17 protein-coding genes are annotated in these 13,998 nt (G+C 76.3%); 9 read left to right on the plus strand and 8 right to left on the minus strand.

Annotated features, from left to right (window positions below; genetic code table 11):
* The first annotated feature begins 269 nt into the window (after positions 1-269).
* From J5O08_RS02870 to J5O08_RS02895, 6 genes are read left to right on the plus strand one after another with little or no spacing between them, the layout of a single operon-like run.
* Positions 270-1,433 (plus strand): polyprenyl synthetase family protein, encoded by a 1,164-nt coding sequence (locus J5O08_RS02870; protein ID WP_218705340.1) that lies wholly within the window; start codon positions 270-272, stop codon positions 1,431-1,433.
* A complete protein-coding gene (locus tag J5O08_RS02875; protein ID WP_218705342.1) occupies positions 1,430-2,389 on the plus strand; it encodes a squalene/phytoene synthase family protein in 960 nt (319 codons plus the stop codon). The genes J5O08_RS02870 and J5O08_RS02875 overlap by 4 nt, the downstream gene beginning before the upstream one ends.
* A complete protein-coding gene (gene crtI, locus J5O08_RS02880; protein ID WP_218705343.1) occupies positions 2,386-4,062 on the plus strand; it encodes a phytoene desaturase family protein in 1,677 nt (558 codons plus the stop codon). Before J5O08_RS02875 ends, crtI begins: the two co-directional genes overlap by 4 nt.
* Positions 4,029-4,424 (plus strand): lycopene cyclase domain-containing protein, encoded by a 396-nt coding sequence (locus J5O08_RS02885; RefSeq protein ID WP_218705344.1) that lies wholly within the window; start codon positions 4,029-4,031, stop codon positions 4,422-4,424. Before crtI ends, J5O08_RS02885 begins: the two co-directional genes overlap by 34 nt.
* Positions 4,421-4,759, plus strand: a complete 339-nt coding sequence (locus J5O08_RS02890; RefSeq protein ID WP_218705345.1) for a lycopene cyclase domain-containing protein — start codon at positions 4,421-4,423, stop codon at positions 4,757-4,759. The genes J5O08_RS02885 and J5O08_RS02890 overlap by 4 nt, the downstream gene beginning before the upstream one ends.
* Positions 4,756-5,628 carry a prenyltransferase gene (locus J5O08_RS02895; RefSeq protein WP_218705346.1) on the plus strand — a complete coding sequence of 291 codons (873 nt, stop codon included), beginning with the start codon at positions 4,756-4,758 and terminating at the stop codon, positions 5,626-5,628. The genes J5O08_RS02890 and J5O08_RS02895 overlap by 4 nt, the downstream gene beginning before the upstream one ends.
* 9 nt (positions 5,629-5,637) lie before the next feature.
* On the opposite strand, the gene surE is transcribed toward J5O08_RS02895, so the two are convergent.
* Complete coding sequence (gene surE, locus J5O08_RS02900; protein ID WP_218705347.1) at positions 5,638-6,417, minus strand: 5'/3'-nucleotidase SurE; 780 nt, start codon at positions 6,415-6,417, stop codon at positions 5,638-5,640.
* 57 nt (positions 6,418-6,474) lie between these two features.
* Entirely contained in the window at positions 6,475-7,488 is a 1,014-nt protein-coding gene (locus J5O08_RS02905; protein WP_308160993.1) for a PfkB family carbohydrate kinase, read from the minus strand.
* A gap of 177 nt (positions 7,489-7,665) precedes the next feature.
* Between J5O08_RS02905 and J5O08_RS20725 the strand changes: the two genes are divergently transcribed.
* On the plus strand, positions 7,666-9,603 hold the full coding sequence (locus tag J5O08_RS20725) for a mechanosensitive ion channel domain-containing protein (RefSeq protein WP_308281293.1): 1,938 nt from the start codon (positions 7,666-7,668) through the stop codon (positions 9,601-9,603).
* 296 nt (positions 9,604-9,899) lie between these two features.
* Positions 9,900-10,184, plus strand: a complete 285-nt coding sequence (locus J5O08_RS02915) for an adhesin (protein WP_217615461.1) — start codon at positions 9,900-9,902, stop codon at positions 10,182-10,184.
* 170 nt (positions 10,185-10,354) lie between these two features.
* On the opposite strand, the gene J5O08_RS02920 is transcribed toward J5O08_RS02915, so the two are convergent.
* The 3 genes from J5O08_RS02920 to J5O08_RS02930 form a co-directional block, all read right to left on the minus strand.
* On the minus strand, positions 10,355-10,624 hold the full coding sequence (locus J5O08_RS02920) for a GlsB/YeaQ/YmgE family stress response membrane protein (RefSeq protein WP_147794529.1): 270 nt from the start codon (positions 10,622-10,624) through the stop codon (positions 10,355-10,357).
* 120 nt (positions 10,625-10,744) lie between these two features.
* On the minus strand, positions 10,745-11,068 hold the full coding sequence (locus J5O08_RS02925) for a hypothetical protein (RefSeq protein WP_147794528.1): 324 nt from the start codon (positions 11,066-11,068) through the stop codon (positions 10,745-10,747).
* 149 nt (positions 11,069-11,217) lie between these two features.
* Positions 11,218-11,565 carry a VOC family protein gene (locus J5O08_RS02930; RefSeq protein ID WP_217615462.1) on the minus strand — a complete coding sequence of 116 codons (348 nt, stop codon included), beginning with the start codon at positions 11,563-11,565 and terminating at the stop codon, positions 11,218-11,220.
* A 188-nt stretch (positions 11,566-11,753) separates the two neighbouring features.
* Between J5O08_RS02930 and J5O08_RS02935 the strand changes: the two genes are divergently transcribed.
* A complete protein-coding gene (locus J5O08_RS02935; protein ID WP_218705349.1) occupies positions 11,754-12,362 on the plus strand; it encodes a TetR/AcrR family transcriptional regulator in 609 nt (202 codons plus the stop codon).
* A gap of 46 nt (positions 12,363-12,408) precedes the next feature.
* Here J5O08_RS02935 and J5O08_RS02940 read toward each other — a convergent pair whose 3' ends face one another.
* The 3 genes from J5O08_RS02940 to J5O08_RS02950 are packed head-to-tail and all read right to left on the minus strand — an operon-like array spanning position 12,409 to position 13,966.
* Positions 12,409-12,867, minus strand: coding sequence for an SRPBCC domain-containing protein (locus J5O08_RS02940; RefSeq protein WP_218705350.1), 459 nt, complete (start codon positions 12,865-12,867; stop codon positions 12,409-12,411).
* Positions 12,864-13,238, minus strand: a complete 375-nt coding sequence (locus J5O08_RS02945; RefSeq protein ID WP_255589176.1) for a helix-turn-helix transcriptional regulator — start codon at positions 13,236-13,238, stop codon at positions 12,864-12,866. Before J5O08_RS02945 ends, J5O08_RS02940 begins: the two co-directional genes overlap by 4 nt.
* A gap of 56 nt (positions 13,239-13,294) precedes the next feature.
* Positions 13,295-13,966, minus strand: a complete 672-nt coding sequence (locus J5O08_RS02950) for a hypothetical protein (protein ID WP_218705352.1) — start codon at positions 13,964-13,966, stop codon at positions 13,295-13,297.
* Between the last annotated feature and the right edge of the window lie 32 nt (positions 13,967-13,998).

Below are 13,998 nucleotides of genomic sequence, written 5' to 3' on the forward strand. Positions count from 1 at the left end.
TTTCTGGTCGATCCGAGGGCGGTGCGCTCGCGCGGTCGCGCGGGGGGGGGGGCTGCTCGCCGTGCTGCCCGCGCGGCGCGGCTCCTCCGGCGACCGCGCGGCCCGGGGTGGTGCGCTCCCGCGCGCGATGAGGCAGAGTGCACCGCAGGCAGGCGCGCGGCGCGGGGGACGCCGGGTCGGCGTCGGGTCGACGGCGTGGTCGGCGTCCCGGTGGCGGCGTGCCAGATGCTCAGTATGCTGAGCATCTACTCGAGCCCAGGGGAGGTCGCGTGCGCAGTGCCCGCACCCGAGCGGACGCGGGCGGCGGTCTGGTGGCCGACGCCCCGGCGTCGCACGCGCGCCCCCGCGCGCACACGGCCTCGGACCCGGCGCCCGACCTCGCCGCCCGCGTCGAGGACGGCCTCGCCGCCGTCCGGCTGCTACTGGTCGACGACGTCGCCGCCCGGCGCTCCCGCGCGCGGGAGCTCGCGGTCGAGCACGCGGCGCTGTGGCGCGCGGTCGGCGACCAGCTCGGCGGCGGCCGGCTCATGCGCCCGCGCCTGACCGTCGCCGCCTACCTCGGACTGGGCGGGACCGACCTGGCCGCCGTCGCCCCCGTGGCCGCGGCGCAGGAGATGCTGCACACCGCGATGCTGGTGCACGACGACGTGCTGGACCACGACGACACCCGCCGCGGGCGGCCGAACGTCACCGGGACCGCGCGCCGTCGGCTGGCCGCCCGCGGGGTGCACGGGCCCGCGGCGGAGGACCCGGTGCTGGCCGCGGGCCTGCTCGGCGGGGACGTCGCGATCGCCGCCGCCTTCGACCTCGCCGCCTCGGCACCCGTGCCTCCGCAGGTCGCGCTGCGCGTGGTCCGGTCGCTGGCCCGCGCGGTCGACACCACCGTGGCGGGCGAGCTGCTCGACGTCACCGGTGGCCTGCACGGCCCGACGGCGGTCGACGCCCTGCGGGTCGCGGAGCTCAAGACGGCCGTGTACTCGTGCTGCGGTCCGCTCGGCGCGGGTGCGGTGCTCGCCGGCGCGGACGACGCCGTGCTCGGCGTCCTCGACCGGTTCGGCACCGCGTTCGGCGTCGCGTTCCAGCTCCTCGACGACGAGCTCGGCGTGTTCGGCGACCCGCAGGTCACCGGCAAGTCCGTGCTGTCCGACCTCCGGGAGGGCAAGCGCACCGAGCTGCTGCGGCTCGCGTACCTGCGGGCCGACGAGGACCACCGCGCGGTGCTGGACGCCGCGGTCGGCCGCCCCGACCTGACGGACGCCGACGCCGCCCGGGTGCGCGAGGTCATCGCCGCCTCCGGCGCGCTCGACGAGGCGCGCCTCGTGCGGGCGGACGCCGTGCGCACCGCCCGTTCCGCCGCGGTGGGGGGCCTGCCCGAGCCGCTGGCCCGCTACCTCACCGACCTGCTCGACGCGACCGCCGGGGTGGCCGGGTGACCGCGACCCGGCTCCCCGTGCGGGCCGCGTCGGCCGCGCTGTACGACCGCACCGCCGCCCGGGCCAGCCGCGCCGTGCTGGCGGGGTACTCGACCTCGTTCGGGCTGGGCACCCGGCTGCTCGGCCCGCGCGCCCGCCGGGACATCGAGGCCGTGTACGCCCTGGTCCGGATCGCCGACGAGGTGGTGGACACCCGCGGCGGCGACGACGCGGCGGCGCTGCTCGACGAGCTCGAGGCGCAGACCGCCCGGGCGATGGCGTCCGGCTACTCGACGAACCTCGTGGTGCACGCGTTCGCCCGCACCGCGCGGCGCACCGGGATCGGCCCCGCCGAGGTCGACCCGTTCTTCGCGTCCATGCGCGCCGACCTCACCGTCCGGGTGCACGACCGCGAGTCCTACCTCCGGTACGTCTACGGCTCGGCCGAGGTCGTGGGCCTCATGTGCCTGCAGGTGTTCCTCAACGCGGACCGCGCACCGGGCGAGCCGGTGCGCCGGCCGGACGCGCCCACGATCGACGGCGCACGGGCGCTCGGCGCCGCGTTCCAGAAGATCAACTTCCTGCGCGACCTCGGTGCCGACTCCGGCGAGCTCGGCCGCCTGTACTTCCCGGGTGTCGGCCCCGACGGGCCGACCGACGGGCAGCTCGCGGCCATCCTCGACGAGATCGGCGCCGACCTCGCGCGGGCCCGCGCGGCGCTCCCGCGGCTGCCCCGGCGTGCGCGCGCGGCGGTGTCGGCGACGCTGGCGCTGTACGACACGCTGCTGGCCGACCTGGCCGCGACGCCCCCCGAGCGGGTGCTGGCGACGCGGGTGCGGGTGAGCACGCCCCGGAAGGTGGCGGTGCTGGCCCGGACGCTGGCGGGCGAGGCGGTGGACGCGGCGCGGTCGCGCGGCGGGCGCGGGAGCACGGGCGCGGGCGCCCGGGACGGACGAGACGACGGAGGTGCGGCGTGACGGGTCGGGTGGTCGTGGTCGGCGGCGGGATCGGCGGCCTCGCGACCGCGGCCCTGCTCGCGCGGGGCGGCGCGGACGTCACGCTGCTGGAGCGGCACGACCGGGTGGGCGGCCGCACCGGCACCTGGGAGGCCGACGGGTTCCGGTTCGACACCGGGCCGTCCTGGTACTTCATGCCGGAGGTGTTCGACCACTTCTTCGCGCTGCTCGGCGAGCGGGTCGAGGACCACGTCGACCTCGTGCGGCTCGACCCGGCCTACCGGCTGTTCCCCGAGCCCGACGCGGCGGCGGGTCCGGGAGCGGCGTCCGAGCCGTTCGACGTCGTCGGCGACCCCGAGGCGAACTGGGCGACCTTCGAGGCCATGGAGCCCGGGGCGGGCGAGGCGTTCCGCCGGTACACCGCGGAGTCGACCGACGCGTACCGCACGGCGCTGGACCACTTCCTCTACACGACGTTCGAGCGGCCGGACCGCGCGATCACGGGGGACGTCGCGCGGCGCTCCGGCACGCTGGCCTCCCTGCTCACGCGGTCGCTGGCGGACAAGGTCGCCGCGACCACCGACCACCCGGTGCTGCGCCAGGTGCTCGGCTACCACGCGGTGTTCCTCGGCTCGTCCCCGTACCGGGTGCCCGCGCTGTACTCGCTGATGAGCCACCTGGACCTCGTCGACGGCGTCCGGTACCCGCGCGGCGGCATGTACACGCTCATCGAGGCGATCGAGCGGCTCGCCGTCAAGGAGGGCGTGACGATCCGGACCGGCGCCGACGTCGTCGCGGTCGAGGTCGACGGCGCGGGGCGCTCGGCCCGGCACCCGCGGCGCACCGGCGTCGCCCGCGGCGTGCGCCTGGCGTCCGGCGAGGTCGTCCCCGCGGACGTCGTGGTGTCCGGTGCCGACCTGTTCCACACCGAGACCGCGCTGCTGGCGCCCGAGCACCGCACGCTGCCCGAGGCCTGGTGGCAGGACCGGGGCCCGGGCATCTCCGCGCTGCTCGTCATGGCGGGCGTGCGCGGCGCGCTCCCCGAGCTGGCGCACCACTCGCTGTTCTTCACCCGCGACTGGCCGGGCAACTTCGACGCGATCCTCGGCCCCGGGCGCTCGTCGCGCCCGGAGGACCTCCGGGTCCCGGACTTCGCCTCGCTGTACGTCTCGCGCACCACGGCCACGGACCCGTCCGCCGCGCCGGAGGGCCACGAGAACCTGTTCGTGCTGGTGCCGTTCCCGGCGGACGCGTCGATCGGCGCCGGCCCGGCCGGGGCCGCCGAGCTCGACTCGTACGCCGACCGGTACCTCGACCAGGTCGCGCGCTGGGCCGGCGTGCCGGACCTGCGCGACCGGGTCGTCACCCGGAAGGTCGTCGGCCCCGCCGACTTCGCGCGCGACTTCTCCGCGTGGCGCGGGACCGCGCTCGGCATGGAGCACACGCTCCGGCAGAGCGCGATGTTCCGGCCCGGCGACCGGTCGCCGCGGGTGCCGAACCTGCTGCACGTGGGCGGCGGCACCGTCCCCGGCGTCGGGCTGCCGATGTGCCTGATCAGCGCCGAGCTGGTCGCCAAGCGCCTGCTCGGCGAGACCTCGCCCAGCCCGCTGCCCACGCCGCTGCGCAGCGGCTACCTCGACGCCGCCCGGCGGCGCGGGGCATGGACCGACGCCGTCCCGGCGGGGGCGCGGTGATCCGGTTCGCGTACCTCGGCGCGCTGCTGCTCGCGCTGGGGGGCCTCGCCCTGATCGACCGCCGGTGGCGCCTCGCGTTCTGGGACGCCCCGCGGCGCGCCGCGCTGTGCGTCGGGATCGGCGTCGTCGGCTTCCTGCTCTGGGACGTCGCGGGCCTGCTGCTCGGGATCTTCGCGCGCGGCGAGAGCCCGCACATGACCGGGCTGCTGCTGGCGCCGGACCTCCCGGTGGAGGAGGCGGTGTTCCTGACGCTGCTCTGCTACAACGCGCTCCTGGCCTGGCGCGGGATCGACCGGGCGCTGGCGTGGCGGCGGACGCGGGCCGCCGGCCCCGCCGGTGCCGCGGGGGAGGCGGCCCGGTGACCAACATCGTGCTCAACGTGCTCGTGCTCGCCGCGGTCGTCGCGGTGTCCTGGCGGGTGCTGCGGGGGATGCGCCTCGGGCCCGTCGCCGGCGCCGCGCTCGTGCTGTGCGTCCTCACCATGGTGTTCGACACCCTGATGATCGCGGCCGACCTGTACGTCTTCGACGCCGACAAGATCCTCGGCGTCTACCTGTGGGGGGCTCCGCTGGAGGACTTCTTCTACGCCGTCGTCGCCGCGCTGGCGATGCCGGTGCTGTGGACCGTGCTGGAGCGCCGGTCCGCGGCGCGCGCGTCGGCGGCGCCCGGCGCCGGGACCCCGGGGGACGTCGCGTGAGGCAGGTGCTCGCGGCCTCGCGGCCGTTCTCGTGGATCAACACCGCCTACCCGTTCGCCGCCGGCTACCTGCTGGCGACCGAGGGCAGGGTCGACCTCACGTTCGTCATCGGGACGCTGTTCTTCCTGATCCCGTACAACCTGCTCATGTACGGCGTGAACGACGTGTTCGACTACGCCTCCGACCTGCAGAACCCGCGCAAGGGCGGCATCGAGGGGGCGCTCGCCGACCCGGCCGTGGCGCGGGTCGTGCACCGGCGGATCCTGTGGGCGAGCGCGCTGTCGGTGCTGCCCTTCCTGGTCTACCTGCTCGCGGTCGGGTCGCTCGCGGCCGGGCTGACGCTGCTGCTGGTGGTGTTCCTCGTCGTCGCGTACTCGGCGCCGGTGCTGCGGTTCAAGGAGCGCCCGGTCCTCGACTCGGCGACCTCCGCGATGCACTTCGTCGGTCCGCTGCTCTACGCGCTGGTGCTCGTCGGGGCCGACCTCGGGTCCCGGTCGGTGTGGCCGGTGCTCGTGGCGTTCGTGCTGTGGGGGATGGCGTCGCACGCGTTCGGCGCGGTGCAGGACGTGCGGGCCGACCGCGAGGGCGGGATCGGCTCGGTCGCGACGGTGCTCGGCGCGCACGCGACCGTCGTGCTCGCGACGGGTGCGTACGTGCTGGCCGCCGCCGTGCTGCTGGTGCTGCCATGGCCGGGGTGGCTCGCCGCCGTGCTGCCGCTGGTCTACGCCGCGAGCACCGCGCGCTTCTGGTCCGTGCGCGACGAGGACTGCGAGCGGGCCAACGCCGGGTGGCGGACGTTCCTGTGGCTCAACCTCGTCGTCGGCTTCCTCGTGACGATGCTGCTGATCGCGATCGCGCTCACGACCTGAGCCCGCGGGTCAGTCCCCGGGCCCCAGCGGGGCGTGCAGCTCCGGGAGGGGCGCGTCCGCCTCGAACGCCGGCGCGTGCAGCAGCGTCACCGTCGCCCAGCCGCGCAGCAGCAGGCCCGCGTCGGTCTCCGACTCCTGCGACGCGGCCAGCTCGGAGTACGTGAGCATGAGGTTCCCGTGCTCGACCTCGTGCACCCGCGCCTGCACCGCGCCGAACGCGGCGAGCGGCGCCCGGCGCAGCCCGCGCACCTCGGCGAGCGGGCGGTCGGGGACGTTGAGGTTCACCACCCGGTCGCGCTGCTGCGGCTGGTCGAGCATCCAGCGGAGCACGTGCGTGGTGTACGCCTCGGCGGTGGCCCAGTGCTGCGGCCGGGCGTCGCCGAGCGACACCGCCAACCCGCGGATGCCGTGCGTGGCCGCCGACAGCGCGGCGCCGACCGTGCCGGAGTGCAGCACGGCGTGCCCGGTGTTGGCGCCGCGGTTGACGCCGGACAGCAGCAGGTCCGGCTTCGGGCCGAACCCGCCGTGCGCCGCGACGAACGCGATCAGCGCCGGGGCCGCCCGGACGGCGAACGAGTCGACGCCGCCGGGCAGGCCGGGGGCGTCCTTGCGGTCGACCACCAGCCGGCCGTCGTGCTCGGCGCCGAGCAGCGACGCGCTCGCGCCGGACGAGTCCCGCGCGGGCGCCGCGACCACCACCTCGTCCGCGCCGGCGGCCAGCGCCGCACGGGCCAGGACGGCCAGCCCCCCGGACTCGATCCCGTCGTCGTTCGTCACCAGGACGCGCATGGTCGTTCCTCCTCGTCCCCGGCCGCACCGGGGGTCGTCGGTCGTCCGTGCCGGCGGTCAGCCGACCTCCCGCACCACGATCTGCTCGGCGAACCGCTCGATCTGCTCGCGGTGGCCGGTGCCCAGCCCGCGTCGCGTGACGTTCAGGGCGCCCGCGGCCGCGCCGAGCCGCGCCGCCTCCGTCAGCCGGAGCCCGCGCCCGACGCCGACCGCCATCCCGGCGGTCATGGAGTCGCCCGCGCCGCGGTGGTCGACCGTCGTCACCGACGGCGCCACGACCTCCGAGACGCCCGACGCCGTCACCAGCAGCGCCGGGTCGGCGGCGCGGGACACCACCATCGCCCCGACCTGGCCGGGCGCCTCGGCGTCCACGTCGATCGGGTCGTCGGGGAACTCGTCCCCGTGGCCCTCCGGCAGCCCCGGCTCCGGGCGCAGCAGCCGGCGGGCGCCCTCGCGCAGCGAGTCCACCGAGCCGTCCTCCGCGAGCCCGGCCTCGAGCAGCTCCTCGTGCGACATCTTCAGCACGTCGACGCCGGCCCTCGCGGCCTCGACCGCGGCCTTGCCCGACAGGTCCGCGACGGTCTTCACGCCCGCGGCCCGCAGGTCGCCGATCAGCCGGCCGAAGAACGACGCCGGCAGCAGCGGCGACGGGTACGCGCCCGTGATCACGCAGACGTCCGCGTCCAGGGCCTCGACGAGGATCGTGCCGTACAGGTCGTCGATCTCGTGCCGGTCCAGCCGCGCCGGCGGCATGAACGCGAGCTCGGTGCGCTCCCCGCCCCGCCGGTCGTGCAGGTAGGCGCCGTTGCCGCCCGCGTAGGACACCCGCCGCACCCGCAGGTTCTCGGTCTCCGCGAGGTGCCCGAGCACGGTGCCGGTCTCGCCGCCGAACGGCCCGCACACCACGACCTCGGCGCCGAGCGAGTACGCCATCCGCGCCACCCACAGCCCCTGGCCGCCGGAGTGCACGTGCAGCTCCGGGGTCTCGTCGTCGGAGCCGGTCTCCAGCGTGACCGTGAGGATCGGCGTCGGGGCGAGCACGCACACGCGGGGGTTGCGGCTGGTCGGCACGGGCGTCCTCCTGGGCTCGGGGTCGTCCCGACCCATGCTGACGTGCGGCGACGCGCGGTGCGACCGGAGCGGGCGGCGGCCCGGGCGGCGCCGCGCGGTGTGCAGGTCGTGCGCAGGCTCGGCGGAGCGCCCGGCCACGGGTGGTGACCGCGCGGCCGGGCGTGTTCGATGGCTCGCGTGATCCGTGCAGCAACACCGCTCTCCGTGCCCGCCGCGACGACCGAGGAGGCCGTCGACACCGCCCGCGACGTGCTCGTGCCCGTGCTCTGGGTGGCCGGCGCCGTGGTCGTCGCCCTCCTGGTCGCGGTGCTCATCGGCGCCCTCGTCCGCACCGTCGCGAAGCGGTCCGCCCTCGCCGCCGACCTGGCCCGCCGGTCCAAGCGCCCGCTGCGGGCGGTGCTCATCGTCATCGCGGTCTGGGTGGCGCTCGCGATCTCCGTGCCCGACGCCGACTGGGAGACCTCGTGGATGCGGGCGATCGGGCACGTGCTGCTCATCGCGCTGATCGCCGCGGCGACGTGGCTCGTCGGCACGCTGGCGTTCGTCGTCGAGGACCTCGCGCTGCAGCGCTACCGGGTCGACGTGAAGGACAACCGGCACGCCCGCCGGGTGCGCACGCAGGTCCAGCTGCTCCGCCGCATCACGGTCGCGGTGCTGGTCGTCGTCGGCGTCGCCGCGGTGCTGCTGACCTTCCCGGGCGTCTCGGCGTTCGGTGCGAGCCTGCTGGCGTCCGCCGGTCTGCTGTCCGTCGTCGCCGGTCTCGCGGCGCAGAGCTCCCTGGCGAACGTGTTCGCCGGGCTGCAGATCGCGTTCACGGACGGCATCCGGGTCGACGACGTCGTCATCGTCGAGCAGCAGTGGGGCCGGATCGAGGAGATCACCCTCACCTACGTGGTCGTGCACATCTGGGACGACCGCCGGCTCATCCTGCCGTCGACCTACTTCACGCAGACGCCCTTCGAGAACTGGACCCGGCGCGCCGCCGAGCTGCTGGGCACCGTCGAGATCGACGTCGACTGGCAGGTGCCGGTCGACGAGCTGCGCGCCGAGCTCAACCGCCTGCTCGCCGACACCGACCTGTGGGACCACCGGGTCGGCATCCTCCAGGTCACGGACGCGGTGAACGGCGTCGTCCGGCTGCGCGCCCTGGCGAGCGCCGTCGACGCCCCGACCCTGTTCGACCTGCGCTGCTACCTGCGCGAGGGCCTGGTGTCCTACCTGCAGCGGAACGCCCCCCAGGGGCTGCCCCGCACCCGCATCGAGACGACGAAGGGCGCGCCGCTGCCGGTCGTCGAGCCGGCACCCGCGCAGTCCCGGCGGCCGCGCACCGGCGCGCACGCGATCGTCGAGCCGGCGACCGAGACCGGGCAGCTCGACGCCCGGCTGTTCACCGGCAGCGTCGAGGCGATGCAGCGCGCGGGGTCGTTCGCCGGCCCGGGCGAGGACGTGATCGCCGAGCGCGAGGAGCACGCCGCGGAGGCCCGGCAGGAGGCCGAGGTCACCGCGGGGCGGTCCTCGGGCGGACGCAAGGTCGACGTCGTGCCGGCGCCCGGGACGGACGCGGTGCCGCAGGCCGTGGCCGCCGCGGGCGGCGCCGGGACGCCGGACGCGGTGCCGGTGGCGCCGGCGCCCGGGAGCGGGGCCGGGACGGGGACCGGGACGACGGTCGCCGCGCCGGCGGGGGCGCCGTCCGGGGCGGCGGCCGGCTCGGACGTCGAGGCGTCGGCCGCGGGGACGACCGGATCCTCCGGCGTCGTCGCGCCGGCGCCGGGACCCGAGACCGCCCCGCCCGGGACCCCCACCGCGACGACTCCCACGTCCGCGGCGGAGCGACCCGGCGGGTCCGCGTCGCCGGTACCGGGTGAGGAGTCCGGGACGATGATCCTGCCCGCCTACGGCGCGGACCGGACGCCGACCGGCCAGACCGGCGAGACCCAGGTCCAGCCCGCGGTCCCCGCGTCCCCGGCTGCGCCGGCGGACCCCCCGGTCACCCCGGACGCCCCGGTCACCCCCGGGGCCACCCCGGACGCCCCGTCCGACGACACCCCCGCGCCGCCGACGCGCCGCTCGGTCCGCAGCGCCCCCATCGACCCCCGCGACCGCCCCACCCGCTGACCCCCCCGCGCGCCCCCCGCCCCGCCGAGATGGCAACTCTCGGCTGTGTGGACCCGCGTCCGCGCAGCCGAGAGTTGCCATTTCGGCGAGCGGGGTTGCGGGGCGTGCGGAGGGTGCAGGGGAGGAGGGTGCGGGATCGCGGCGCGGGTGTCCAGCGGGCTCCGCGCAGCGGACGCGCGCGGTCTTGCCCAGCGGACGTGCGGTTGCGTCCCGGCGACGACCCGCCGACGGTGGAAGGGTCCGATGGTCGCGGCGCCCCGGCGTCACGACCGCCACCGGCCACGAGAGGAGCACCCGTGCTCACCCTGACCGAGAACGCCAGCACCGCCGTCCGCGACCTCACCACCCGCGCGGGGCTCCCCGACTCGGGCGGTCTGCGCATCGCCGAGTCCCAGCAGCAGCTCGGCTCGTTCGAGCTCGCGCTCGTCCCGGAGGCCGTGCCGGGCGACGACGTCATCGACTCCGACGGTGCGACCGTGTTCGTCTCCCCGGAGACGTCGACCGCGCTCGCGGACCTCACGCTCGACGCCGACCCGTCGGCGACCGGCGCCCCGGGCTTCACCCTGGCGCCCCAGGGCTGATCTCCCCCCGGGCACACAGCGAGGGCCCGCGCAGCCGCTTGGTGCGGATGTGCGGGCCCTCGTCGTGCCGGGCGCCCCGGGCGGTCTCCCACCGTCCGGGGCCGGTGTCCGGCAGACGGTCCGGCGACGGTCTCCCACCGTCGCCGGACCGGGTCACGGCCGGCCGTGCGTCAGGCGCGAGCGCCCTTGCGGCCGGTGAGCGCGCCGTAGATCAGCAGCACGATGATCGAGCCGCCGATGGCGAGCAGCCACGTCTGGATCGAGAAGAAGTCCTCGAGCGGACGGTTGAACAGCACGCTGCCCAGCCAGCCGCCCAGCAGGGCCCCGATCACACCGAGCAGCAGCGTCACGAACCAGCCACCGGCCTGACGCCCCGGCAGGATCGCCTTCGCGATTGCCCCCGCGATCAGACCCAGCAGCAGGAAAGCGAAGAATCCCATCTGGCACCTCCAACAACTCGTTCGGACGGAGAGAACCGTGACACGGGTGGTCGCGGTCCGCATCCGGAACGCGTGCGGGCCTGCTGGTGAGCGGTCCGCGCCGCGCCCGGCGCGCGGTCGTCAGGACATCTGGCTCACGACGAGGGCCCCGAGCGCGAAGCCGATGATCGTGGCGACGATCGCGACGATCAGCGCGATCTTGCCGAGGCGCTCCTTGCGGACGACGGCCACGATGCCGGTGACGATGCCGGCGAGCCCGAACACGATCGGCAGGAACAGGATCGCGATCGCCGACAGGACGAACGTGATGATCGACAGCACCGGGGTGCCGGTGCTCGCGCCGACCGGGGCGGGAGCGCCGTAGCCGGCGGCGCCTGCGGGCGGTGCGGCGGGCGGCGTCGAGGCGGCGGGCTGGTGCGGGTCCTGACCGTACGGGTGCGTCATGGCATGTCCCCTGTCTCGTTCTCGGCACGGGTGGTGCGCAGATCCGGCCGCCATCGGGGCGGCACGCCGAAAACTAGGGCGAATGCGACAAAGACGCCCGTCGAGACCGCGCCCGTCACCCGGACGGGTGGCGGGCGCGGCGGCCGGGCTCAGGCGGCGGGGAGCAGGGCGAAGGCGTTGCCCTCGGGGTCCGTGAGGTTGACCCACCGGGCGGTGCCGCCGACGGCGCCGACCCGGCGCGCGCCGAGGCGGACGAGCCGCTCGGACTCGGACTCGAGGTCGGACGTGACCAGGTCGAGGTGCAGCGCGTTGCGCACCACGCCGCCGGACGGCACGCGGTCGAAGACCAGGCGCGGCGCGCCGGTGTGGTCGAGCAGCTCGGCGTGCTCGGGGCTGGCGCCGGGGGCGACGTCCCGGCCGAGCGCGGCGCCCCAGAAGCGGGCGACGGCCTGGGCGTCGTAGGCGTCGAACGTCACGCCGTGGAAGGTGCTGGCCATGGGGGCCTCCTGGGATGGTCGTGGTGCGGGTTCGCGGGCCGGCGTCGACGGTGCCCGGCTCCCCGCGGGGCGGGGAGGTGACCGGGCGTCGGAGGCGGCGTACCCTGGAACGGAGGAACCTCCGTTTCGCGTTCGACTCTAACCGGAGGATCCTCCGCATCGCAAGAGCAATCCCGAGGAGCAGTCCCGTGACCACCCCGTCCGCCCCCGCCGAGCGCCCCGCCCCGCGTCCCCTGCGGGCGGACGCCGCGCGCAACCGCGCCCGGCTGCTGGAGTGCGCCGCGACCGCGCTGGCCGAGGACGGCGACGCCCCGCTGGAGTCGATCGCCCAGCAGGCGGGTGTGGGGATCGGCACGCTGTACCGGCACTTCCCGGAGCGCAGCGCGCTGGTCGAGGCGGCCTACCGCCAGGAGGTCAGCGCCCTGTGCGACGCCGCGCCCGCGCTGCTCGACGACGACCGGCCCGCGGTGGAGGCGCTGCGCGACTGGATGGGCCGGTTCGTCCGGTACGCCGCCACGAAGCGGGGGATGGGCGCGGCGCTGCGCACGGCGGTGGGCTCGGACTCGTCGCTGTTCGCCGACACCAAGGCCGGGATCATCGCCGCCATCGACGAGCTGCTCGCGGCCGGCCGGGCGGACGGCTCGGTCCGCCCGGACGTGGACGGCGAGCAGGTCATGCTCGCGATGGGCGGCGTGTGGAACGTGCCCGACTCCGACCGGTGGGCCGAGCGCGTGCGCGGGCTGCTCGACCTGGTCGTCGACGGGCTGCGGTACGGCGCGGGCGACGCCCGCCCCTGAGGTCGACCTCCGGGGCGGGCGCCGTCGTCGCGGCCGGCCCGGAGGCTCAGGCCCGGGCCAGGTACGCGCCGATCCGGTCGAACGCGCCCTCCCAGGCGTGCTCGGCGAAGAAGTCCCGGATCTCGGGCGTCGGGAAGCCGCTCTGCACGACGCTCATCAGCGTGCCGCCGTCGACCGCCTCGAACGTGACGACCACGCGGGTCGCCATCGTGGCGCCGTCCGGGCTGCTCCCGACCGAGTCGGTGACCAGCCGGTGCGGGCGGTCGATCTCCAGGAACGTCTGGGTCTCGCGGAACAGCTCGTCGCGGCTCGGGCCCCAGACCGCGGTCTGCTTCCCGCCGACCCGCAGGTCGACCTCGATCTCGACGATGCCCGGCTCCGTGTCCAGGATCGCGAACCAGGTGCGCTGCTTCTCGGCGTCGGTGTAGGCGTCGAAGACCTCGTCCGGGGTGGCGGGCAGGACGCGCTGGGCGCGGAGCTCGAGGTCGGTGGCGTCGGTGGTCATGGCGTGGGTCCTTCCGGTCGCGTCCGGCGGGCCGCCTCGTCGGCGCGCCCGCGCTGCAGGGTGAAGAAGGCCTCGAGCCCGTCCAGCCGGCGCTCCCAGAGCCGCTGGTAGAACCCGATCCAGGACATCGCGTCGTCCAGGCGCTCGGCGCCGAGGCGGCACTGCCGGGCGCGCCCGACCTTCTCGGTGACGACCAGGCCCGCGTCCTCGAGTACCCGCACGTGCTTCGTCATGCCGGTGAGGGTGATGCCGTACGGCTCGGCGAGCTGCCCGATGGTGGCCGGGCCGTCGCCGAGGCGCACGAGGACGTCGCGCCGGGTCGCGTCGGACAGGGCGGCGAACACCTCGTCCAGGCGCTGTTGCTGAACCATGCGGTTCACCATAACGCTGAACCGATCGGTGCACAATGCCTGTCGCCAGGGCCGGCTCAGCCCGCGCGGGCCCGCCGGTAGGACGGCAGCCGCAGGCGCGCGGCCCAGCCCGGGACCCGCAGGGCGCCGGGGACGTGCCGCACCGGGTCGAACCGCAGGTGCGGGTCGTCCCCGTCCCCGGGTCGCGCGGGGCACACCAGCCGGCCCAGGCGGTGCCAGCGACCACCGGGTCGCGCGGACAGGAGCACCAGGTCGACGCCGCCGTCCCGCGGCGCGCCGGGCGTCGGCACCGCGGCCACGACCAGCGCCCGCCCCTCACTGTCGAGGAACGGCATCAGGGTCCCGTGCGGGCCGCCGAGCGGTCGCCGGCGCGGCACCAGGACGAACCGGGTCAGCCGGCCGAGCCCCGTCCCGGACAGCAGGAGGTCGTGGGTCCGCCCGTCCGCCTCCCACCGCACCGCCACGCCGAACACGTCGGGGAGCGGGGCGGGCAGGCCGGCGGCCCGCGACACCCGGGCGACGGCCGGGACGACCAGCGGCGCGCCGAGCTCCAGGGCGCCCGGGGCGCCGTCGTCGTCGACGAGCAGCGTCCCGTGCCGGACGACGCCGCGCGGGTGCAGCGGCCGGGGGGAGGGCCGGAGGCGGTCGACCGCCCCGACGAGCGCGCGGAGGACCGCACCGGCGGCGTCGGCAACCCGTGTGGTCCGGGCGGTGGTCGACACGGTCACGAGGAACCTCCGGTGCGGTGCGGCCCGGTCCG

Origin of the sequence: Cellulomonas sp. PS-H5 (genome assembly GCF_019265565.1) — a bacterium.
In the GTDB taxonomy this organism is placed as follows: domain Bacteria; phylum Actinomycetota; class Actinomycetes; order Actinomycetales; family Cellulomonadaceae; genus Cellulomonas.

Excerpts from the sequence above, each read along its gene's own strand:
- J5O08_RS02885 (WP_218705344.1), top strand. The coding sequence starts at position 4,029 with ATGGACCGACGCCGTCCCGGCGGGGGCGCGGTGATCCGGTTCGCGTAC.
- surE (WP_218705347.1), bottom strand. The coding sequence starts at position 6,417 with ATGCGCGTCCTGGTGACGAACGACGACGGGATCGAGTCCGGGGGGCTG.
- J5O08_RS02920 (WP_147794529.1), bottom strand. The coding sequence starts at position 10,624 with ATGGGATTCTTCGCTTTCCTGCTGCTGGGTCTGATCGCGGGGGCAATC.
- J5O08_RS02925 (WP_147794528.1), bottom strand. The coding sequence starts at position 11,068 with ATGACGCACCCGTACGGTCAGGACCCGCACCAGCCCGCCGCCTCGACG.
- J5O08_RS02930 (WP_217615462.1), bottom strand. The coding sequence starts at position 11,565 with ATGGCCAGCACCTTCCACGGCGTGACGTTCGACGCCTACGACGCCCAG.
- J5O08_RS02940 (WP_218705350.1), bottom strand. The coding sequence starts at position 12,867 with ATGACCACCGACGCCACCGACCTCGAGCTCCGCGCCCAGCGCGTCCTG.
- J5O08_RS02945 (WP_255589176.1), bottom strand. The coding sequence starts at position 13,238 with ATGGTTCAGCAACAGCGCCTGGACGAGGTGTTCGCCGCCCTGTCCGAC.